The sequence below is a fragment of the Catellatospora sp. KI3 genome (assembly GCF_029948125.1).
Lineage (GTDB): Bacteria > Actinomycetota > Actinomycetes > Mycobacteriales > Micromonosporaceae > Catellatospora.
In genome coordinates this window covers 1-17,019 of record NZ_JASAMB010000006.1, presented here as the reverse complement: position 1 = coordinate 17,019, position 17,019 = coordinate 1, and the positions used below count along the sequence as shown (strand labels likewise).

Annotated in this window: 13 protein-coding genes and 2 pseudogenes; 11 read left to right on the top strand and 4 right to left on the bottom strand. The window is 71.2% G+C overall.

The features are described 5' to 3' along the window. Nucleotides 1-29: 29 nt before the first annotated feature. Nucleotides 30-1,769, top strand: coding sequence for a murein biosynthesis integral membrane protein MurJ (gene murJ / locus QEZ54_RS11870; protein ID WP_281304615.1), 1,740 nt, complete (start codon nucleotides 30-32; stop codon nucleotides 1,767-1,769). Between the two features lie 197 nt (nucleotides 1,770-1,966). Here the strand turns inward: murJ and QEZ54_RS11865 are convergent, their stop codons facing one another. Continuing rightward, nucleotides 1,967-3,490: a helicase HerA-like domain-containing protein gene (locus QEZ54_RS11865; RefSeq protein WP_281304614.1), complete on the bottom strand. Its 1,524-nt coding sequence runs from the start codon at nucleotides 3,488-3,490 to the stop codon at nucleotides 1,967-1,969. A 269-nt stretch (nucleotides 3,491-3,759) separates the two neighbouring features. Here QEZ54_RS11865 and QEZ54_RS11860 point away from each other — a divergent pair, with 269 nt between their 5' ends. The 7 genes from QEZ54_RS11860 to QEZ54_RS11830 all read left to right on the top strand — a co-directional run bounded on the left by QEZ54_RS11860 (nucleotide 3,760) and on the right by QEZ54_RS11830 (nucleotide 10,726). Then, the gene (locus QEZ54_RS11860; protein ID WP_281304613.1) at nucleotides 3,760-5,259 is read left to right on the top strand and encodes a protein kinase family protein; all 1,500 of its coding nucleotides are present in this window, start codon (nucleotides 3,760-3,762) and stop codon (nucleotides 5,257-5,259) included. Further along, on the top strand, nucleotides 5,256-5,906 hold the full coding sequence (sigM, locus tag QEZ54_RS11855) for an RNA polymerase sigma factor SigM (protein ID WP_281304612.1): 651 nt from the start codon (nucleotides 5,256-5,258) through the stop codon (nucleotides 5,904-5,906). The genes QEZ54_RS11860 and sigM overlap by 4 nt, the downstream gene beginning before the upstream one ends. Continuing rightward, nucleotides 5,906-6,748, top strand: a complete 843-nt coding sequence (locus QEZ54_RS11850; RefSeq protein WP_281304611.1) for a hypothetical protein — start codon at nucleotides 5,906-5,908, stop codon at nucleotides 6,746-6,748. The genes sigM and QEZ54_RS11850 overlap by 1 nt, the downstream gene beginning before the upstream one ends. A gap of 107 nt (nucleotides 6,749-6,855) precedes the next feature. Beyond that, nucleotides 6,856-7,779 (top strand): thioredoxin-disulfide reductase, encoded by a 924-nt coding sequence (gene trxB, locus QEZ54_RS11845; protein WP_281304610.1) that lies wholly within the window; start codon nucleotides 6,856-6,858, stop codon nucleotides 7,777-7,779. A 75-nt stretch (nucleotides 7,780-7,854) separates the two neighbouring features. After that, the gene (gene trxA, locus QEZ54_RS11840; RefSeq protein WP_217397311.1) at nucleotides 7,855-8,178 is read left to right on the top strand and encodes a thioredoxin; all 324 of its coding nucleotides are present in this window, start codon (nucleotides 7,855-7,857) and stop codon (nucleotides 8,176-8,178) included. Nucleotides 8,179-8,327: 149 nt separating this feature from the next. Continuing rightward, nucleotides 8,328-9,491, top strand: coding sequence for an N-acetylmuramoyl-L-alanine amidase (locus QEZ54_RS11835; protein WP_281304609.1), 1,164 nt, complete (start codon nucleotides 8,328-8,330; stop codon nucleotides 9,489-9,491). After that, entirely contained in the window at nucleotides 9,488-10,726 is a 1,239-nt protein-coding gene (locus QEZ54_RS11830; protein WP_281304608.1) for a DUF2786 domain-containing protein, read from the top strand. Before QEZ54_RS11835 ends, QEZ54_RS11830 begins: the two co-directional genes overlap by 4 nt. Here QEZ54_RS11830 and QEZ54_RS11825 read toward each other — a convergent pair. Next, nucleotides 10,723-11,391: a GNAT family N-acetyltransferase gene (locus QEZ54_RS11825; protein ID WP_281304607.1), complete on the bottom strand. Its 669-nt coding sequence runs from the start codon at nucleotides 11,389-11,391 to the stop codon at nucleotides 10,723-10,725. The genes QEZ54_RS11830 and QEZ54_RS11825 overlap by 4 nt on opposite strands. A 290-nt stretch (nucleotides 11,392-11,681) precedes the next feature. Between QEZ54_RS11825 and QEZ54_RS11820 the strand changes: the two genes are divergently transcribed. Together QEZ54_RS11820 and QEZ54_RS11815 are read left to right on the top strand one after the other, a co-directional pair. Continuing rightward, on the top strand, nucleotides 11,682-12,944 hold the full coding sequence (locus tag QEZ54_RS11820) for a PLP-dependent aminotransferase family protein (RefSeq protein WP_281304886.1): 1,263 nt from the start codon (nucleotides 11,682-11,684) through the stop codon (nucleotides 12,942-12,944). Between the two features lie 9 nt (nucleotides 12,945-12,953). Further along, the gene (locus QEZ54_RS11815; protein WP_281304606.1) at nucleotides 12,954-13,928 is read left to right on the top strand and encodes a D-alanine--D-alanine ligase; all 975 of its coding nucleotides are present in this window, start codon (nucleotides 12,954-12,956) and stop codon (nucleotides 13,926-13,928) included. Nucleotides 13,929-13,992: 64 nt separating this feature from the next. Here the strand turns inward: QEZ54_RS11815 and QEZ54_RS11810 are convergent, their stop codons facing one another. Next, a complete protein-coding gene (locus tag QEZ54_RS11810) occupies nucleotides 13,993-14,841 on the bottom strand; it encodes a helix-turn-helix domain-containing protein (RefSeq protein ID WP_281304605.1) in 849 nt (282 codons plus the stop codon). Nucleotides 14,842-14,942: 101 nt separating this feature from the next. Here QEZ54_RS11810 and QEZ54_RS11805 point away from each other — a divergent pair. Next, nucleotides 14,943-15,665: pseudogene (locus tag QEZ54_RS11805) on the top strand (SDR family oxidoreductase). Between the two features lie 243 nt (nucleotides 15,666-15,908). On the opposite strand, the pseudogene QEZ54_RS11800 reads toward QEZ54_RS11805, so the two are convergent. Next, a pseudogene (locus QEZ54_RS11800) lies at nucleotides 15,909-16,502 on the bottom strand (hypothetical protein); the annotation flags it as partial. Nucleotides 16,503-17,019: the final 517 nt, after the last annotated feature.

The window sequence follows — 17,019 nt, the reverse complement described above, 5'->3', positions numbered from 1 at the left end:
CAGGCTGATTCGCAGGTATGGTGCATGCCATGACCGCCCCCGATCGCCTCCCCCCGGTCGACGCCGCCGATCACACCACCGTGCTGCCACGGCTGGTCTCCGACGGGCTGCCCGCCGAGGAGCTGGAGGCCGCCGCCGAGCCCAGCTTCGAGGAGGAGCACCAGGGCGCGGCCGGCAACTCGATGCTGATGGCGGTCGGCTCGCTGGTCAGCCGGGGCACGGGCTTCCTGCGTACGGCGGTGCTGACGGCGGCCATCGGCACCGAGGTGCTGGGCGACACGTACACCACGGCGCAGATCTTCCCGGGCATGATCTACGAGCTGCTGCTCGGCGGCATCCTGTCCAGCGTGCTGGTGCCGATGCTGGTCCGGGCGCGCAAGACCGACCCGGACCGGGGCGAGGCGTACACGCAGCGGCTGCTCACGATCACCATGATCGTGCTCGGCATCACCACCGTGCTGGCGGTCATCTGCGCCCCGCTGCTGTCGCTGACCTACGCCAGCGGCAACCCGCAGGAGTACCGGGACCTGATCACGGCCCTGTCGTACCTGATGCTGCCGACGATCTTCTTCTACGGCGTGACCGGCCTGTGCAGCGCGGTGCTGAACACCCGGGGCCGGTTCGGGCCGCCCATGTGGACCCCGATCCTGAACAACATCGTGGTCATCGGCACCGGCATCGCGTTCATGGTCATCTACCACGACAAGCCGGTCACCGACCCGACCCAGGTCACCCGGGGCGAGATCCTGCTGCTCGGCGGCGGCGTGCTGCTCGGCATCCTGATCCAGTCGATGGGCCTGCTGCCCGCGCTGCGCAAGGTCGGCTTCCGCTGGCGGCTGCGGTTCGGCTTCCGCGAGCTCGGCCTGCGGCGGCTCGCCCGCATCGGCGGCTGGATGCTCTGCTACGTGATCGTCAACCAGGTCGCGCTGCTGGTGATGACGAACCTGCTCAACCGGGGCCAGAAGCACGGCCCCGGCCCGATGATCTACAACAACGTCTTCCTGCTGATGATGATGGCGCACGGCATCATCGCGGTCTCGATCATCACGGCGCTGCTGCCGCGCATGAGCGCCGCCGCCGCCGACGGCCGGGCCGGCGACATCGCGGCCGACCTGGGGCGCGGCATCCGGATGGTGTCCGTGGTCATCGCGCCCATCGCGGTCACCTACGCCGTGCTCGCGCTGCCGATCGCGATCGCGCTGTTCGAGCGCGGCGCCGTGGACCGCGAGGCCTCGATCCACACCGCGCCGGTGCTGATGGTGGCCGGGCTGGCGCTGCTGCCGTTCGCGATCAGCCAGCTGTTCAACTTCAGCTACTACTCGATGCAGGACACGAAGACGCCGGCCCTGATCAACCTGCCGGTGATCTCGCTGCGGCTGTCGCTGCAGCTCGGCTGGGTCGCCGCCTTCGCGATCGGCACCACGGCGGTCGGCATGATGTTCGGCAACGCGGTGTCGTACATCGCGGCCGCGCTGTTCTCGGCGGTGCTGCTGAAGCGGCGGATCGGCCTGATCGGCCTGCGCCGCATCTCCGCCACCCTGGCGAAGGTGCTGGTCGCGGCGCTGGTCGCGGCGGCGGCCGGGTGGGGCAGCGTCAAGCTGCTGTACATGGGCGCCACCCAGACCACGGTGAGCAGCCTCACCGCCTGGGTCACCCTGATCTTCGGCGGCCTGATCATCTGCGGCGTGTACGGCGCGGTCACCCTCGCCCTGCGCGTCGAAGAGGTCCACGACGTCATCGGCATGGTCCGCCGCCGCCTCGGGCGGTAACCCGGCGCCTTCTTCGGGCGCGCGAGCACGCGGGCGTGGTTCGGATAGCCGCAGTTTCGGGGAAACTGCGGCTATCCGGGCCAAGATTCCAGCAGTTTCCCCGAAACTGCACCGAGACGCGGGCGCTCGCGGCGCGGAGTGGGGGCCGCAGCACGGCGTCGCGCGGTGTGGGGTGGTGTGGCTGGACGCGGGGCGCGTCAGCGGCGGCGTCGGGTGCCGAAGATGCTGCGGATGATGGCGGTACCCGCCGCGGCGGCGGCTGTGGTGAGCAGGCGCTTGGTGGTCTTGGAGCCGAGGATCTGCTCGGCCATGCTGGGTTCGGGCCTGGGCTGGGCCTGCTGGCGAGCGGGCGGGGGAGCGGCCTGCGGCGGGGGAGCGGCGGCGGCGATGCGCGCGGTGAGGATCTCGTACGCCGATTCGCGGTCCACCGGCTGGTTGTACTTCGCCCCCAGGGGTGAGGCGGCGGCGACCGCGGCCAGCACCGCCGGGTCGACCGCCGCCATCAGCGACTGCGGCGCGCGCAGCCTGGTCCAGGCCACCGGCGTCGGGGCGCCGTTCTCGTTGAGCACCGTGACGATCGCCTCACCCGTGCCCAGCTGCGTCAGCACCTGCTGCAGGTCGTAGTCCGAGCGGGGGAACGTGGACACGGTCGCCTTGAGCGCCTTGGCGTCGTCGGGCGTGTACGCCCGCAGCGCGTGCTGAACCCGGTTGCCCAGCTGCGCCAGCACGTCGGCGTGTACGTCCTTCGGCGTCTGCGTGACGAAGAAGACACCTACTCCTTTGGAGCGGATCAGCCGCACCGTCTGGGTGATCGACTCCAGGAACGCCTTGGACGCGTCCTTGAACAGCAGGTGGGCCTCGTCGAAGAAGAAGACCAGCTTCGGCTTGTCGAGGTCGCCGACCTCGGGCAGCTCCTCGTACAGCTCGGCGAGCAGCCACATCAGGAAGGAGGAGAACAGGGCGGGCTGGGCGACCACGCCGGGCAGCTCCAGGATGGTGACCATGCCCCGGCCGTCGGGGGCGGTGCGCAGCAGGTCAGGGGTGTCGAACTGCGGCTCGCCGAAGAACGCGTCCGCGCCGGCGTCGCTGAACTCGATCAGCTCGCGCAGCAGCACGCCGGCGGTCTGCTTCGACAGCCCGCCCAGGTTCTTCAGCTCGGCGGCGCCCTCCTCGGAGACCAGGTACTGGATAACCGCGCGCAGGTCCTTGAGGTCGACCAGCGGCAGCGCCTTCTGGTCGGCGAAGTGGAACACCAGGTTGAGCGAGGACTGCTGCACCTCGGTGAGGTCGAGCACCTTGGACAGCAGCAGCGGCCCGAAGTCGGTGACGGTGGCGCGGATCGGCACCCCCGTCCCCTTGCCCCCGAGGGTGAGGAACTCGCACGGGTACGCCGTGGGCGCCCAGGGCTGCCCCAGCTCGGTCATCCGTTCGGTGACGCGGTCGGACGGGGCGGCGGCCGCGGCCATACCGCTGACGTCGCCTTTGATGTCGGCCAGGAAGACCGGCACCCCCGCCGCGGACAGCTGCTCGGCCAGGACCTGCAGGGTCTTGGTCTTGCCGGTGCCGGTCGCGCCCGCGACCAGGCCGTGCCGGTTCAGCATGGCCAGCGGCACCCGGACCGGGCACCGCGCGTCGGCCGCGCCGCCGTCGGTCACGAGCGCACCGAGCTCGAGCGAGGCCCCGTCGAAGGCGTACCCGGCCCTGATCGCCTCGGCATCCATCAGCGCCCCCCGCCTGTTTTGCCCGATATGGAGGAAGCGTAGCCATTTTGTGTCCTGCGCAGGGAGTATCTGACTCGCCGGGTGGTATACGTTCGATTCCGAGAACGGGGCGCCTTACCGGTACGCCGATCCGTCGGATAGCTGTAAGGTCGCACTCGGCAACCGAGCGGAGCGCCTAGGCTCTCTAAGTAGCGGACGGCGTCCTCGCGAGTTCGGCGGCGGCCGAAGTCATCGATGCGAAGACACACTGCTTACGAGGGGGAGGACGGGTGACCCAGGTCGGCGAGGGTCCACGCGCGGCCGAGCCGGCGGCGGGAGCCCGGGGCGGGCTCTCGGTCGGCGACGTGCTGGCCGAGCGGTATCGCCTGGAGGAGCACATCAACAACGACAGCGCCGGCCGCCAGGTGTGGCGCGGCGTCGACGTCGTGCTCCGCCGCCCCGTTGCCCTCGTGCTCCGGCGCCCCGGCGGCTCGTCCGCCGAGGAGATGCTGTCGGCGGCGGTGACCGCCAGCCGCGTCGTGCACCCCAACCTGATCGGCGTCTACGACGCCATCGACGAGGGCACCCAGGCCTACGTGGTCCGCGAGTGGATCGAGGGCGTGGCCCTGCGCGACCTGGTCGCCGACGAGGGCCCCTTCGACGCCGAGCGCACCACCACGGTCCTGCACGCGGTCGCCGACGCGGTGGCCGCGCTGCACACCAGCGGCATGGCGCACGGCAACGTGCACCCCGGCACCGTGCTGGTCGCCAACGACGGCCGGGTCGTGCTCGCCGACGCCCGGGTCGACTCCCACACCAGCGCCGAGGCCGACGTGCGCAGCCTCGGGGCGCTCGCCTACTTCATGCTCACCGGCCACTGGCCCGCCGAGGCCGGGCGGTCCGCCCTGCCCGACGGGCGCCGCGACGGCACGGGCGCGCTCGTCGCCCCGCGCAACGTCCGCGCCGGTGTGCCGACGTACCTCGACGACCTGGTCATGGACCTGCTCGACGGCAAGCTCGCGCTGCCCACCTCCCAGGTGCTCGCCGGGGAGCTGGCCCGGCTGGACACCGGCGAGCGGCTGCTGCTGGGCGGCAACGGCACGCTGCGCTTCGCCGACGACGCCACCCCCGAGGTCACCACCAAGGCCACCACGCCCAAGCTGCTCATCGCGGGCGGTGTAGCGGTGGCCCTGGTCGTCGCCGGGCTGGTCTTCGCGATCCGGGCGCTCAACTCCGGCGGCGACGACCCGCTGGCCCAGGCTTCGGCCAGCCCTTCGCCGCAGGTCACCACGTCACCCGTGGCGCGGGCGCACGCCCTGAACCTGCGTGCCGACCAGGTCCGCATCGTCGACCCCAAGGGCGACCGCAGCGAGACCAAGGACGCCGAGCTGATCGTCGACGGCAACCCGAAGACCGCGTGGCAGACCAGCCGCTACTACAACCGCTCGAACTTCGGCAACAGCAAGTCCGGCATGGGCATCCTGATCAAGCTGGACCAGCCGTCGCTGGTCTCCAGCGTGAAGGTGCAGCTGACCGTGCCGGGCGCCTCGGCCGAGCTGCGCTACGGCAACGCCGACCAGCCGGCCAACAGCGCCGGTGACCGGACCATCGTCGACACGTACAAGCGGCTGGGTGAGCCGATCGGCAAGGACTCCGGCACCACGATGGTGTTCCCCACCGACACCTCGGTGCCGTACCGGTACCTCATGGTCTGGATCACCGACCTGCCGCTGGAGACCGCGAACAAGTACCGCATCGGCGTGCAGGAGATCGTGGTCGAGGTGCAGTGACCGCCACGGATCCCCGTTCCGACGAGGAGCTGCTGCGAGCCCACGTCGCTGGTGACCCCGACGCTTTCGGGCTGCTGTTCCGTCGGCACCGCGACCGGCTGTGGGCGGTCGCGGTGCGTACCGTCAGCGACCGCGAGGACGCCGCCGACGCGCTCCAGGAAGCCATGCTGTCGGCCCACCGCGCGGCGGCCCGGTTCCGGGGCGAGGCCGCCGTCACCACCTGGCTGCACCGGATCGTGGTCAACGCGTGCGTCGACCGGCTGCGGCGGCGCCAGACCCACGCCACCGTGCCGCTGCCCGGCCAGGCCGGGCCCGACGACGACGACCGTGGTGTCGGACGTCACGAGCCGGCCGCCCCGACCACTGACCACGACACCGCGATGGTGGTCCGCGCGGCCCTGGCCGAGCTGCCGTACGAGCAGCGTGCCGCACTCGTCCTGGTCGACCTGCAGGGCTACTCGGTGGCCGAGGTGGCGGTCATGATGGGCGTGGCGGAGGGCACCATCAAGAGCCGCTGCTCCCGCGGTCGTGCGCGGTTGGCTGTGATGTTGGGCCACCTACGCAACCTCAGCGGCGACGGCGACGTCCGACCCGACACGACCGCGCAGCCGCGCGACAGCCAGATCACGCCGAGAGGAGGCGCCTGATGAGCACGGTCGATCTCGATCTGCTCGCCGACTACGTCGACGGTGCCCTTGACGGCACCCCCGACGAGGCCCTGGTCGCCGACCTCGTGGCGCACGACCCGGCCTGGGCGGAGGCCGCCGACCGGCTGCGCACCGCACTCCCGCTGGTCTCGGCCGACCTGGCCCTGCTCGCGGCGGCCACCGAACCCATGCCGGCCGACCTGGCCGCCCGCTTCGACGAGCTGCTGGCCGGACCGCAGTTCGCCGCGGTGCCCGCCCCCCTACCGCGCCCCGGCACCGGCGAACGTGCGCTGGACCGCAGGCCCGTCCCGGCTGACCGCCGCCGTCGCCGCTGGGCGGTGCCGGTCGGCGTCGCCGCGGCCGCGCTCGCGGTGGCCGGAGTGTCGCTGCCGCTGTCGCAGTTCGGCGGCGACGTCGCCTTCGACAGCGCGGCGGAGAAGCCCGCCAGCGCCGAGCTGTTCCCGTCGGTCCCGCTGACGGCGAGCGGCGAGGACTACAACCGGAACACGATCGCCCCGAACGTGCGGGAGAGCGCGGAGCCGCCGGTCACGACGCTGAGCACGAAGGGCACGCCGAAGACCTCGGCCACCGACGATCTGTCGGCGCGGACGCCCGCGGAGCTGCAGTACCTGGCGACCTCGCAGCCCGCGCTCGTGAGCTGCCTCAGCGCGGTGCTCTCATCGACGCCGGGCACGGTCGAACTGGTCGACTTCGCCCGCTTCGAGGGGCACCCCGCGATCGTCCTCTCGATCGCCGGACCGGACGGGCACTGGGTCGTGGCGGCGGGTCCGCAGTGCGGTGTCAACGGCTCTGACGAGCTGTTCCGGATCGCGGCGGAGTAGACACAGTGAGCTGACCCACCACGGGCGTGGTAATGGAATGCGCGCTCCGTACGATGGCGTTTCAGCCTGCGTCAGCACGGCGAACCGATCGCTAGGGAGCGCGTTTCGTGGAGAACGTCCGAAACCTGATCATCGTCGGCTCGGGTCCGGCCGGTTACACCGCTGCCGTATACGCCGCACGGGCGAGCCTCAAGCCGCTGCTCATCGAGGGCGTCGAGTCCGGTGGCGCGCTGATGACCACCACCGAGATCGAGAACTTCCCCGGGTTCCCCGACGGCATCATGGGCCCCGAACTGATGGACCAGATGCGCAAGCAGGCGGAGCGGTTCGGCACCGAGTTCATCACCGACAACGCGACCCGGGTCGAGCTGTCCGGCGAGATCAAGAGCGTCTGGGTCGGCGACACCGAGTACCGTGCCCGCGCGGTCATCCTGACCACCGGCTCGGCCTGGCGGCCGCTGAACGTGCCCGGCGAGAAGGAGCTGCTCGGCCACGGCGTCTCCTCCTGCGCGACCTGCGACGGCTTCTTCTTCCGGGGCCAGCGCATCGTGGTGGTCGGCGGCGGCGACTCGGCGATGGAGGAGGCCACGTTCCTCACCCGGTTCGCCGAGCACGTGACGATCATCCACCGCCGCGACGAGTTCCGCGCCAGCAAGATCATGGCTGAGCGCGCCCTGTCCAACGAGAAGATCTCGGTGGAGTGGAACACCGTGATCGACGAGGTGCTGGGCGCCGACGGCAAGGTCTCCGGCATCCGCGTGCACAACGTGATCACCGGCGAGTCCCGCGAGCTGCCGGTCACCGGCGTCTTCGTCGCCATCGGCCACGACCCGCGCAGCCAGATGTTCGTCGGCCAGGTCGAACTGGACGACGAGGGCTACGTGAAGGTCGACGCGCCGAGCACCCGTACCAGCATCCCCGGCGTCTTCGCGGCCGGTGACCTGGTCGACCACACGTACCGCCAGGCCATCACCGCCTCCGGCACCGGCTGCACGGCCGCGCTGGACGCGGAGCGCTTCCTGGCCCACTGAGGCCGGGAACAGAACTTCAGTCTGGCGCACTGAAAAAGCGAGCTTTCGAGTACAGATCCGAGTTAGGAGAGACAGATGGGTTCCGCCAAGGCGGTCACCGACGCCTCGTTCGTCGCCGATGTGCTGCAGTCCGACAAGCCGGTCCTGGTGGACTTCTGGGCCGAGTGGTGCGGTCCGTGCCGCAAGGTCGCCCCGGTGCTCGAGGAGATCGCCACCGAGATGAAGGACCAGGTCACCATCGTGAAGCTGGACATCGACGCCAACCCGGAGACGGCGCGGGCCTACCGGGTCATGTCGGTGCCGACGCTGACCCTGTTCAAGGGCGGCCAGCCGGTGCAGTCGGTCGCGGGCGCCCGCCCGAAGGGCGACATCGTCCGTCTGATCGAGTCCGCGCTCTGACCTTATTCACCGAGGCCCCGGGCTCAGGCTCGGGGCCTCGTCCTGTGACGGCGCCCCCGGAGAGCTGTAACCGTGGCGCGCGTCACTGGCGAGCCGACGGGCGCGGTAGGCTCCGGTGGCATTTGTGAGGTTTCTCTGGAGGTCCGCCTGTGCGAGCGATCAAGCGCGGTGAGCGTGGCCCTGCCGTCACCGAGATCCGGCAGATCCTGGTCACCCTCGGCCTGATGCAGCCCGCCCCGGACTCGGCGGAGGCCGACCACTTCGACGACGCCACGGAACGGGCCGTGCGCGCGTTCCAGCAGAGCCGGGGCCTGTCCGTCGACGGCGAGGTGGGCGCGGAGACCTGGCGCGCCCTGGACGCCGCCAGATGGACGCTGGGCGCCCGGACGCTCTACTACAGCGTCTCCAACCCGCTGCGCGGCGACGACGTGCGCCAGCTGCAGGAGCGGCTGCTGGAGATGGGGTACGACGCCGGGCGCACCGACGGCACCTACGGTGCCCGTACCGCCAAGGCGCTGTCGGCGTTCCAGCGCGAGATGGGCCTGGTGCCCGACGGCTCCTGCGGCCCGCAGACGCTGCACACGCTGCGCCGCCTGGGCCGCAAGGTGACCGGCGGCTCGCCGCTGAAGCTGCGCGAGGAGTCGCTGTTCCGGGCCTCGGGACCGAGCCTGGTCGGCCGCCAGATCGTGGTCGACCCCGGGCACGGCGGCTCCGACCCGGGCGTGGTCGTCCCCGACGGGCCGCTGCGCTGGACCGAGGCCGACCTCGCGTACGACCTCGCCACCCGCCTGGAGGGCCGCCTGGCCGCCGCCGGGATGCGGGTGCACCTGACCCGCGGGCCGCTGCCGATCGAGGCGCCCAGCGACGCCGACCGGGCGCAGCTCGCCAACGACCTCAGCGCCGACCTGCTGATCTCGCTGCACATCGACGGCCACCACAACCCCGAGGCCGACGGCGTCGCCACGTACCACTACGGCACCGAGAACGGCGTCACCTCGACGATGGGGGAGCGGCTGGCCGGGCTGGTGCAGCGCGAGATCGTGGCCCGCACCGGCCTGCGCAACTGCCACACCCACGCCAAGACGTGGGAGCTGCTGCGCTACACCCGCATGCCGGCGGTACGAGTCGACGTCGGCTACCTGACCTCGCCCAAGGACCGCGCCCAGCTCACCGACCCGATGTTCCGGGAGCGCGTGGTGGAGGCGATCGTGGCGGCGGTGCAGCGCATGTACTACCCGGCCGAGATCGACGTGAAGACCGGCACCATCGACGTCAGCCAGCTGCGCCTGGCCCTGGGAGAGCTGAGCAAGTGAGCGAAACCGGCCCCTCGCCGGTCTTCTACGCGGAGCGCATGCTCCACGAGGCCGTCCTTTCCCTGCGCAACGGCGACGAGCGCCACTACATGCTGGTCCGCGGCCAGATCCTCACCTCCTCGCTCGGCGAGCAGGTCGTCGACGCCGCGATGCACCTGGTGCTGGAGAAGGCTGTGCAGCGGGCCTGGGATGCCTGCTGGCAGCCCGTGGAGCTGGCCCGCGCGGTCCGCCGCACCTTCGACAGCACCTCGGCGGAGCTCTCGGTCGACGCGATGGCGGGCGCGATGCGCGGCTTCCCCGCCGAACAGGTCGACCCGCGCTGGCAGGCCCAGCTCGACGAGCTCAAGGCGGCCGTGTGGTGGGACGGGCAGCTCGCCTACGCACCCCAGGCAGCCGCGCGGCACGGTCTCAACCGCGGCGATCTGGTTGACTATGTCGTATCGCTGGTCGAACTGTGCCTGCGCCTGCCCCGGATGGAGCTGGTCGTGCCGGCTCCGGGCACGGCGGCCGCACCGCGGCAGGTCCGCCGCCGGGTGCCCGCCGCCACGGGGGAGGAGCGGCAACTCGATCGCATCCGGGCGCTGCTGGCCAAGGCCGAGTCGACCTCGTATCCGGACGAGGCCGAGGCGTTCACCGCCAAGGCGCAGGAGCTGATGGCGCGGCACAGCATCGACGCGGCCCGGCTCGCGGCCGCCGAGGGCGGGGCGGATGCCCCGGCGGTGCTGCGGATCGCGGTCGACAACCCGTACGAGCTGCCCAAGTGCCTGCTGCTGCAGGCGGTCGCCGAGGCCAACCGGTGCCACGCCGTGTTCATGAAGGAGTGGGGCCTGAGCACCGTGGTCGGCTTCGAGGCCGATCTGGAGGCGGTGGAGCTGCTGTTCACGTCGCTGCTCGTGCAGGCGACGCGGGCGATGACGGCGACCGGTCCGCGCGCCGACCGCTACGGCCGCAACAACACCCGCTCGTTCCGGCAGTCCTTCCTCACCGCGTACGCGCAGCGGGTCGGTGAGCGGCTGGCGGACGCGACCGAGCAGGTCGACGCGGAGGTGGTCGCGGGAACGGACCTGGTGCCGCTGCTGGCGGCGCGGGCCGAGGCGGTGGACCAGGCGTTCGAGGCGCTGTTCCCCGAGCGCACCGGGCGCAGCGCGTCGGTCAGCAACCGCGAGGGCTGGCACGCCGGGCTGGCCGCGGCGGACCGGGCCGAGCTGACGATGCGCGAGCGGCTGCCCCGCTAGTTGGTCGTGCCCCGCACGGCGGGACGGACGCTGGGGCGCAGGATCTCGGGGCTCATCGAGCCGAGCAGCTTCTCCAGCGCGTACTCCACGTCGGACTTCCACGACAGGGCCGTGCGCAGCTCCATCCGCAGCCGCGGGTAGCGGGGGTGCGGCCGCACCGTCTTGAAGCCGACGGCCGTGAAGAAGTCGGCCGGGGCCAGGCAGCTGGTCTGCCTGGTCTCGTCCTCGTCGCGCTCGCCGAACTTGGCGTCGCCGAAGGCCTCGATCGCCTTCACGCCGCGCTTGGTCAGGTCGCGGGCGACGGACTGGATCAGCACCCGGCCCAGGCCGCCGCCGGCGAAGGCGGCGACCACGTGCGCGGTCATCAACTGGACGGCGTCGGGGGAGACCGGCGACGTGGGGAAGGCGCTGCCGCGCGGCACGTACATCGGCGGGGCGTAGAGGACGAAACCGGCGGGCATACCGTCGACATAGGCGATCTTGCCGCAGGAGCCCCACTCCAGCAGGGTCTGCGAGACCCACGCCTCCTTCTCCAGGCCCGGATCACCGGCGGCGCAGGCGCGCTCGGCCGACACCGGATCGAGCTCCCAGAACACGCAGCTGCGGCACCCCTTCGGCAGGTCCTCGAGGGTGTCCAGTGTCAGATTGACCACTCTGCGTGACATGTGCAGCTCCGGCTCCGTTGCGGCTGAGGCCGCAGACCGACACGAGTCGCCCCGTACCACGGGTAACTCATTGACTTTACGCCCGACTTCTGCCCGACTGCACCCTATCCCGTTGGATGGATTCGACCGAATGTCGGTTCAAGACCGACTTCACCGAGCGTACGATTCGAAGACTGACTCTGCGGAACGCCGATCGTACCGGCGTGTCCACGGCACTGGGAGGGATCGTGACGGAGACGGGCACCACGCTCGACGACTACACCGACCGATACGCGCAGCGCATCTCGGGGATGACCGCATCGGAGATCCGAGCTCTCTTCGCCGTGGCAAACCGCCCGGAGGTCGTGTCGCTCGCCGGGGGTATGCCGTACATCTCCGCGCTGCCGCTCGACGCCGTCGGTGAGGTCATCGGCGAACTCGTCGCCAAGTCCGGTGCCACCGCCCTGCAGTACGGGCTCGGCCAGGGCATGCCGGAGCTGCGCGAGCAGATCTGCGCCCTGATGGCCGACGTCGGCATCGACGCCTCGGTCGGCGCGTCCCCGGAGGACGTCGTCGTCACCATCGGCGGCCAGCAGGCGCTCGACCTGATCGCCCGCCTGTTCCTCGACCCGGGCGACGTCATCCTCGCCGAGGGCCCGACCTACGTGGGCGCGCTGGGCGTGTTCCAGGCCGCGCAGGCCGAGGTCGTGCACGTGCCGATGGACCACGACGGGCTCATCCCGGCCGCGCTGGAGACCGCGATCGCGGAGCAGCGGCGGCTCGGCCGCCGGGTCAAGTTCCTCTACACCATCCCGACGTACCAGAACCCGGCCGGCGTCACCCTGTCGGAGGAGCGCCGCGAGCAGGTGCTCGACATCTGCGAGCGGGCCGGGCTGCTGGTGATCGAGGACGACCCGTACGGCCGCCTCGGGTTCGAGGGCGAGGCCCCGCGACCGCTGCGCGCCCGCCGCCGCGACGGCGTCTTCTACCTGAGCACCTTCTCCAAGACGTTCGCGCCGGGCCTGCGGGTCGGCTGGATCCTGGCCCCGCACGCGGTGCGGGACAAACTGGTGATCACCACCGAGGCCAACATCCTGTGCCCCAGCAACTTCGCCCAGTCCGTGGTCAGCACGTACCTGTCCACCATGCCGTGGCGCCAGCAGCTCAAGACGTACCAGCAGATCTACGCCGAGCGCCGCGACACCATGCTGTCCGCGCTGGCCGACCTGATGCCCGAGGGCACCACCTGGACCCGCCCGGCGGGCGGCCTGTTCGTGTGGGCGACCCTGCCCGAGGGCCTGGACTCGAAGGCCATGGTGCCCCGCGCCATCGCCGCGCGGGTGGCGTACGTGCCCGGAACCGGCTTCTACGCCGACGGCACCGGCCGGCAGCACCTGCGCCTCAACTTCTCGTTCCCGTCGCCCGAGCGCATCCGTGAGGGCGTGCGCCGCCTCGCCGGCGTCGTGGAGGAGGAGCTGGCGCTGCGCGCCGTCTTCGCCGGCGCCGGCCCGCTGGACGGCGCGTACGGTCCCCAGCGGCCCGGCGCGCACGCCCCCGGGCCCGACTTGGCATGATCTGATCCTGTGACCGAGTACTCTGCCCCGCCCGCAACCGTCGGCGAACTACGCTGCCTGGTCCTAGCGGGCGGGCTTTCGTACGAGCGCGACGTGTCGCTGCGCTCCGGCGCCCGGGTCCTAGACGCACTGCGCGCCGCCGGAGTCGAGGCGGAGCCGGCCGACGCCGACGTGACGCTGCTGCCCACGCTCAAGGCCGATCCGCCGGACGCGGTGTTCATCGCGCTGCACGGCTCCACCGGCGAGGACGGCTCGCTGCGCGGCGTGCTCGACCTCTGCGGCGTGCCGTACGTCGGCTGCGACGCCCGCTCCTCCCGGCTCGCCTGGGACAAGCCGTCCGCCAAGGCGGTGCTGAGCGAGTCCGGCATCCCCACGCCGGACTGGGTGGCACTGCCGCACGACCGCTTCTCGGAGCTCGGCGCCGTCGCGGTGCTCGAACGGATCGTCGACCGGCTCGGCCTGCCCCTGATGGTCAAGCCGGCCCAGGGCGGCTCCGGGCTGGGCGCCGCGGTGGTGTCCGAGGCGTCGGAGCTGCCCGCGGCGATGGTCGGCTGCTTCGCGTACCACCAGACCGCGCTCGTCGAACGGTACGTCGAGGGCGTGGACGTGGCCGTGTCGGTGCTCGACCTCGGCGAGGGTCCGTTCGCCCTGCCCCCGGTCGAGATCGTCCCCAGCAACGGCGTGTACGACTACGCCGCCCGGTACACCGCCGGACTGACCACCTGGCACACCCCGGCCCGGCTCTCACCCGAGGTGACCGCACACGTCGTCAAGACCGCGCTCGCCGCGCACAACGCACTCGGCCTGCGCGACCTGTCCCGGGTGGACCTGATCGTCACCCCGGACGGCGACTGCACCGTGCTCGAAGTGAACGTGGCGCCCGGCATGACCGAGACCTCGCTGCTGCCGATGGCGATCCAGGCGGGCGGGCTCGACCTCGGCGAGGTCCTCGCCACCCTCGTCCACCGGGCCACCCAGCGCTGACCGAACAGCGAAAGGACCCCTTCTCAACGCGGTGCGTCGAGGAGGGGTCCTTCCGCATACCCGGCTAGTGCCGCGGCTGACCGGCGGCCGCAAGAGTCCGGAGGGCCTGGGCCGACGGCGAGCCCGGAGCGGCCGTGTACACCACCAGCCGCTGATCCCGGTCAGGCACCAGCAGCACCTGGCACTCCAGCTCCAGCGGGCCGGCCACCGGGTGCGCCATCCGCTTGGTCATGGTCCGGTGGCTCTCCACCTCGTGCTCCGACCAGATCTCGCCGAACTCCGGACTGGTACGCAGCAGCTCGTCGACCAGGTCCCGCACACCCCGGTCGCCGGGGTAGCGGGTGCGGGCGGCGCGCAGGTCGGCGACGGAGGAGCGGGCGAACCGGGCCGCCTGCTCGTCGGCCAGGTGGTGTCGCAACTCCGGCGACTGGAACGTCCACCGGACCACGTTGCGCTGCTCGGGCGCGATCGCCGCCAGGTCGGCGACCGGGCCGCCGAGCAGCAGCCGGGACGCCATGTCGTTCCACGCGAGGATCTCGTACTTGGCGTCCAGCACGTACGCGGGCACCTCGGTCAGCGCGACCAGCAGCTGCCGGATGCCGTCCGGCACATCACGCGGCGGGCCGTCGCCCGGCTGGGGCAGCACGCCCGCGAGCTGGAACAGGTGCGCCCGCTCGTCGGAGTTCAGCAGCAGTGCCCGCGCCAGCGCGGACAGCACCTGCCGCGACGGATGCGGCCCCCTGGCCTGCTCCAGCCGGATGTAGTACTCGATCGAGATACCGGCCAGCTGCGCGACCTCCTGGCGGCGCAGGCCCGGCGTACGGCGGGTGCCGCCCTCGGGCAGGCCGACATCGGCCGGACGCAGCCGGGCCCGGCGGCTGCGCACGAACTCCGCGAACGCTTCTCTGTTCACACCCCTAGCCTGCCCGTCAGATCGTCACTGTGGGAGGTACTGCCGGTACCACCACCGGCGGTGGCCTCCCTGTCCTGCACGCCGGCCATGACGCTGTAGGCATGACGAAGATTGCTCTGGTCACTGGTGCCAACAAGGGAATCGGGTACGAGACGGTTCGAGGCCTCGGCGCTCACGGGTACACCGTCCTGCTCGCCGCCCGCTCCGCCGAGCGAGGCGAGGCGGCCGCGGCGGCGCTGCGGAAGGAGGGCCACCGCGTCGACTTCGTTCAGCTCGACGTCACCGACCCCGCCTCGGTCGCCGCCGCGGCGGCTCGACTCGAAGCCGAGCACGGGCACCTGGACGTGCTCGTGAACAACGCCGGCATCGCGCGCTACGACGGGTCGGCGCTGCCGAGCGAGGCGACCCTGGCGACGCTGCGCGAGGTGTACGAGACGAACGTGTTCGGCGTCGTCACCGTCACCAACGCGCTCCTGCCGCTGCTGCGCCGAGCCGACCGGGGGCGCATCGTCAACGTGTCGAGCGACCTCGGCTCGATCGGACTCGCCCTGGACCCGGGGTCGCCGTTCTACGCGATGGCGTACCTGGCGTAAGCCTCCAGCAAGAGCGCGTTGAACATGGCCACCGTCTGCTGGGCCAAGGAGCTGCGTGACACCGGCATCACCGTGAACGCGGCGAACCCCGGCTTCACCGCGACCGACCTCAACAACCACAGCGGCCACCGTACGGCGGAGGAGGGTGCTCGCATCGTCGTCAGCGTGGCGACCCAGGACGCACCGCCGACGGGGGTCTTCCTCCAGGAGGACGGACTGCTGCCGTGGTGAACCCGGCCGCACTCCGACCCCCGCCGACATCGTCGACCGACCCTGCCGTCGGCTGGCGATGTGGTCGGCTGGCCAGGTGCTCGGCCGGAGATGTGCACGGCTGGCGGTATCGGAGCGTCAGCGGCTCGCCTGCGGTCGGCCGTGGTGCGCGATCGCTTTGAACACAAAGGGAGCGGGTCTGGTTTCACGTGAAACCAGACCCGCTCCCGTCACAGCGTCCTTGCCCCGTGCTCAGGCTTCGCCGAGCTTGGCCGGCGCCTGCCAGTCGATACGCGGCGGCTGCGCCAGGGGAGTGCCCCCGAACTCGGCGAGCCAGGCGGCGACATGCGCCAGGCTCTCCTTCCACTGGTCCTCCGGAATCGGCGGCAGGATGTCGTCCCACAGCGGGAGGAACGTGCCGCGCAGCTGGAGCTGGCCGGTCGGCCGCGCCATGAACCACACGTGCAGGTGGGCGGCGCCGTCACCCCAGCGGTAGACGTGAACCCGGGCGACGTTGTCGAGCGAACGCATCGCCCGCTCCAGCCGCACGGTCATCACGCCGAGTTCGGCGGCGAGGAGGTTGGGGAGGTCGCCCAGATCGAGGTGCGATCGCGGCTCAAGCATCAGCACCATGGGCAGCCCGGTCGGGCGGTCCATGGTCCGCACCCGCCAGCGTTCGTTCACCCAGATGTACGCGTCGTCCGGCGCGGCGCAGGCCGTGCAGTCGGCAGAGTCCTCACCCTTGCGGGCGGGCTCGTTGTCCACCGGCGGGTCAAGCTGCTTGACCTTGATATCACCCTCGAAAGGGAACGAGGGCCACGCAGTGAAGCCGGGAAGGGGCATGGGGGTATCGGCCACCTGCAGAATCTAGCCCAGCCTGGCGGTCCTGTCTCCCCCCGGTCGGCGAGTTGTGGACACGTGGTTTCACGTGAAACCACTCTCCACAGGGACCTGTGGATAACGGTGTGGACAGAAGCCGTCCCGCCTGTGGAACGCGGAATCGTGACCCCTGCCACGGGTTGCCGGGCGGAGGCCTGGAACGGTGATTTGGCGTGCTCATCACGCCGAAACAGCGCTCAACGAGGCGAGAACGGGCACTGGTTTCACGTGAAACAGGGCCTGTGGATAACCGATGTCCGGTTGTGGAAAGCGTTCGCGGGGAGATGTGGACAACTGCGGGTGGGTTGTGGATCACCCGGCAGGGGTCTGACCTGCGCGAAGTCGTATTCACGTTGTTTTTGGCGCTTAGTGCTCCTTGTGGCGATCTGCTTGGTTGACGTGACTCGATCACGGAGGGGTTCGCTCGATAGACGGCGCTCAGGCGCTCAGGCGCTCAGGCGCTCAGGCGCTCAGGCGCTCAGGCGCTCAGGCGCTC

What these genes read in the sequence shown, in the direction of transcription:
- murJ (WP_281304615.1), top strand. Translation starts at nt 30, where the DNA reads ATGACCGCCCCCGATCGCCTCCCCCCGGTCGACGCCGCCGATCACACC.
- QEZ54_RS11865 (WP_281304614.1), bottom strand. Translation starts at nt 3,490, where the DNA reads ATGGATGCCGAGGCGATCAGGGCCGGGTACGCCTTCGACGGGGCCTCG.
- QEZ54_RS11850 (WP_281304611.1), top strand. Translation starts at nt 5,906, where the DNA reads ATGAGCACGGTCGATCTCGATCTGCTCGCCGACTACGTCGACGGTGCC.
- trxA (WP_217397311.1), top strand. Translation starts at nt 7,855, where the DNA reads ATGGGTTCCGCCAAGGCGGTCACCGACGCCTCGTTCGTCGCCGATGTG.
- QEZ54_RS11825 (WP_281304607.1), bottom strand. Translation starts at nt 11,391, where the DNA reads ATGTCACGCAGAGTGGTCAATCTGACACTGGACACCCTCGAGGACCTG.
- QEZ54_RS11820 (WP_281304886.1), top strand. Translation starts at nt 11,682, where the DNA reads ATGACCGCATCGGAGATCCGAGCTCTCTTCGCCGTGGCAAACCGCCCG.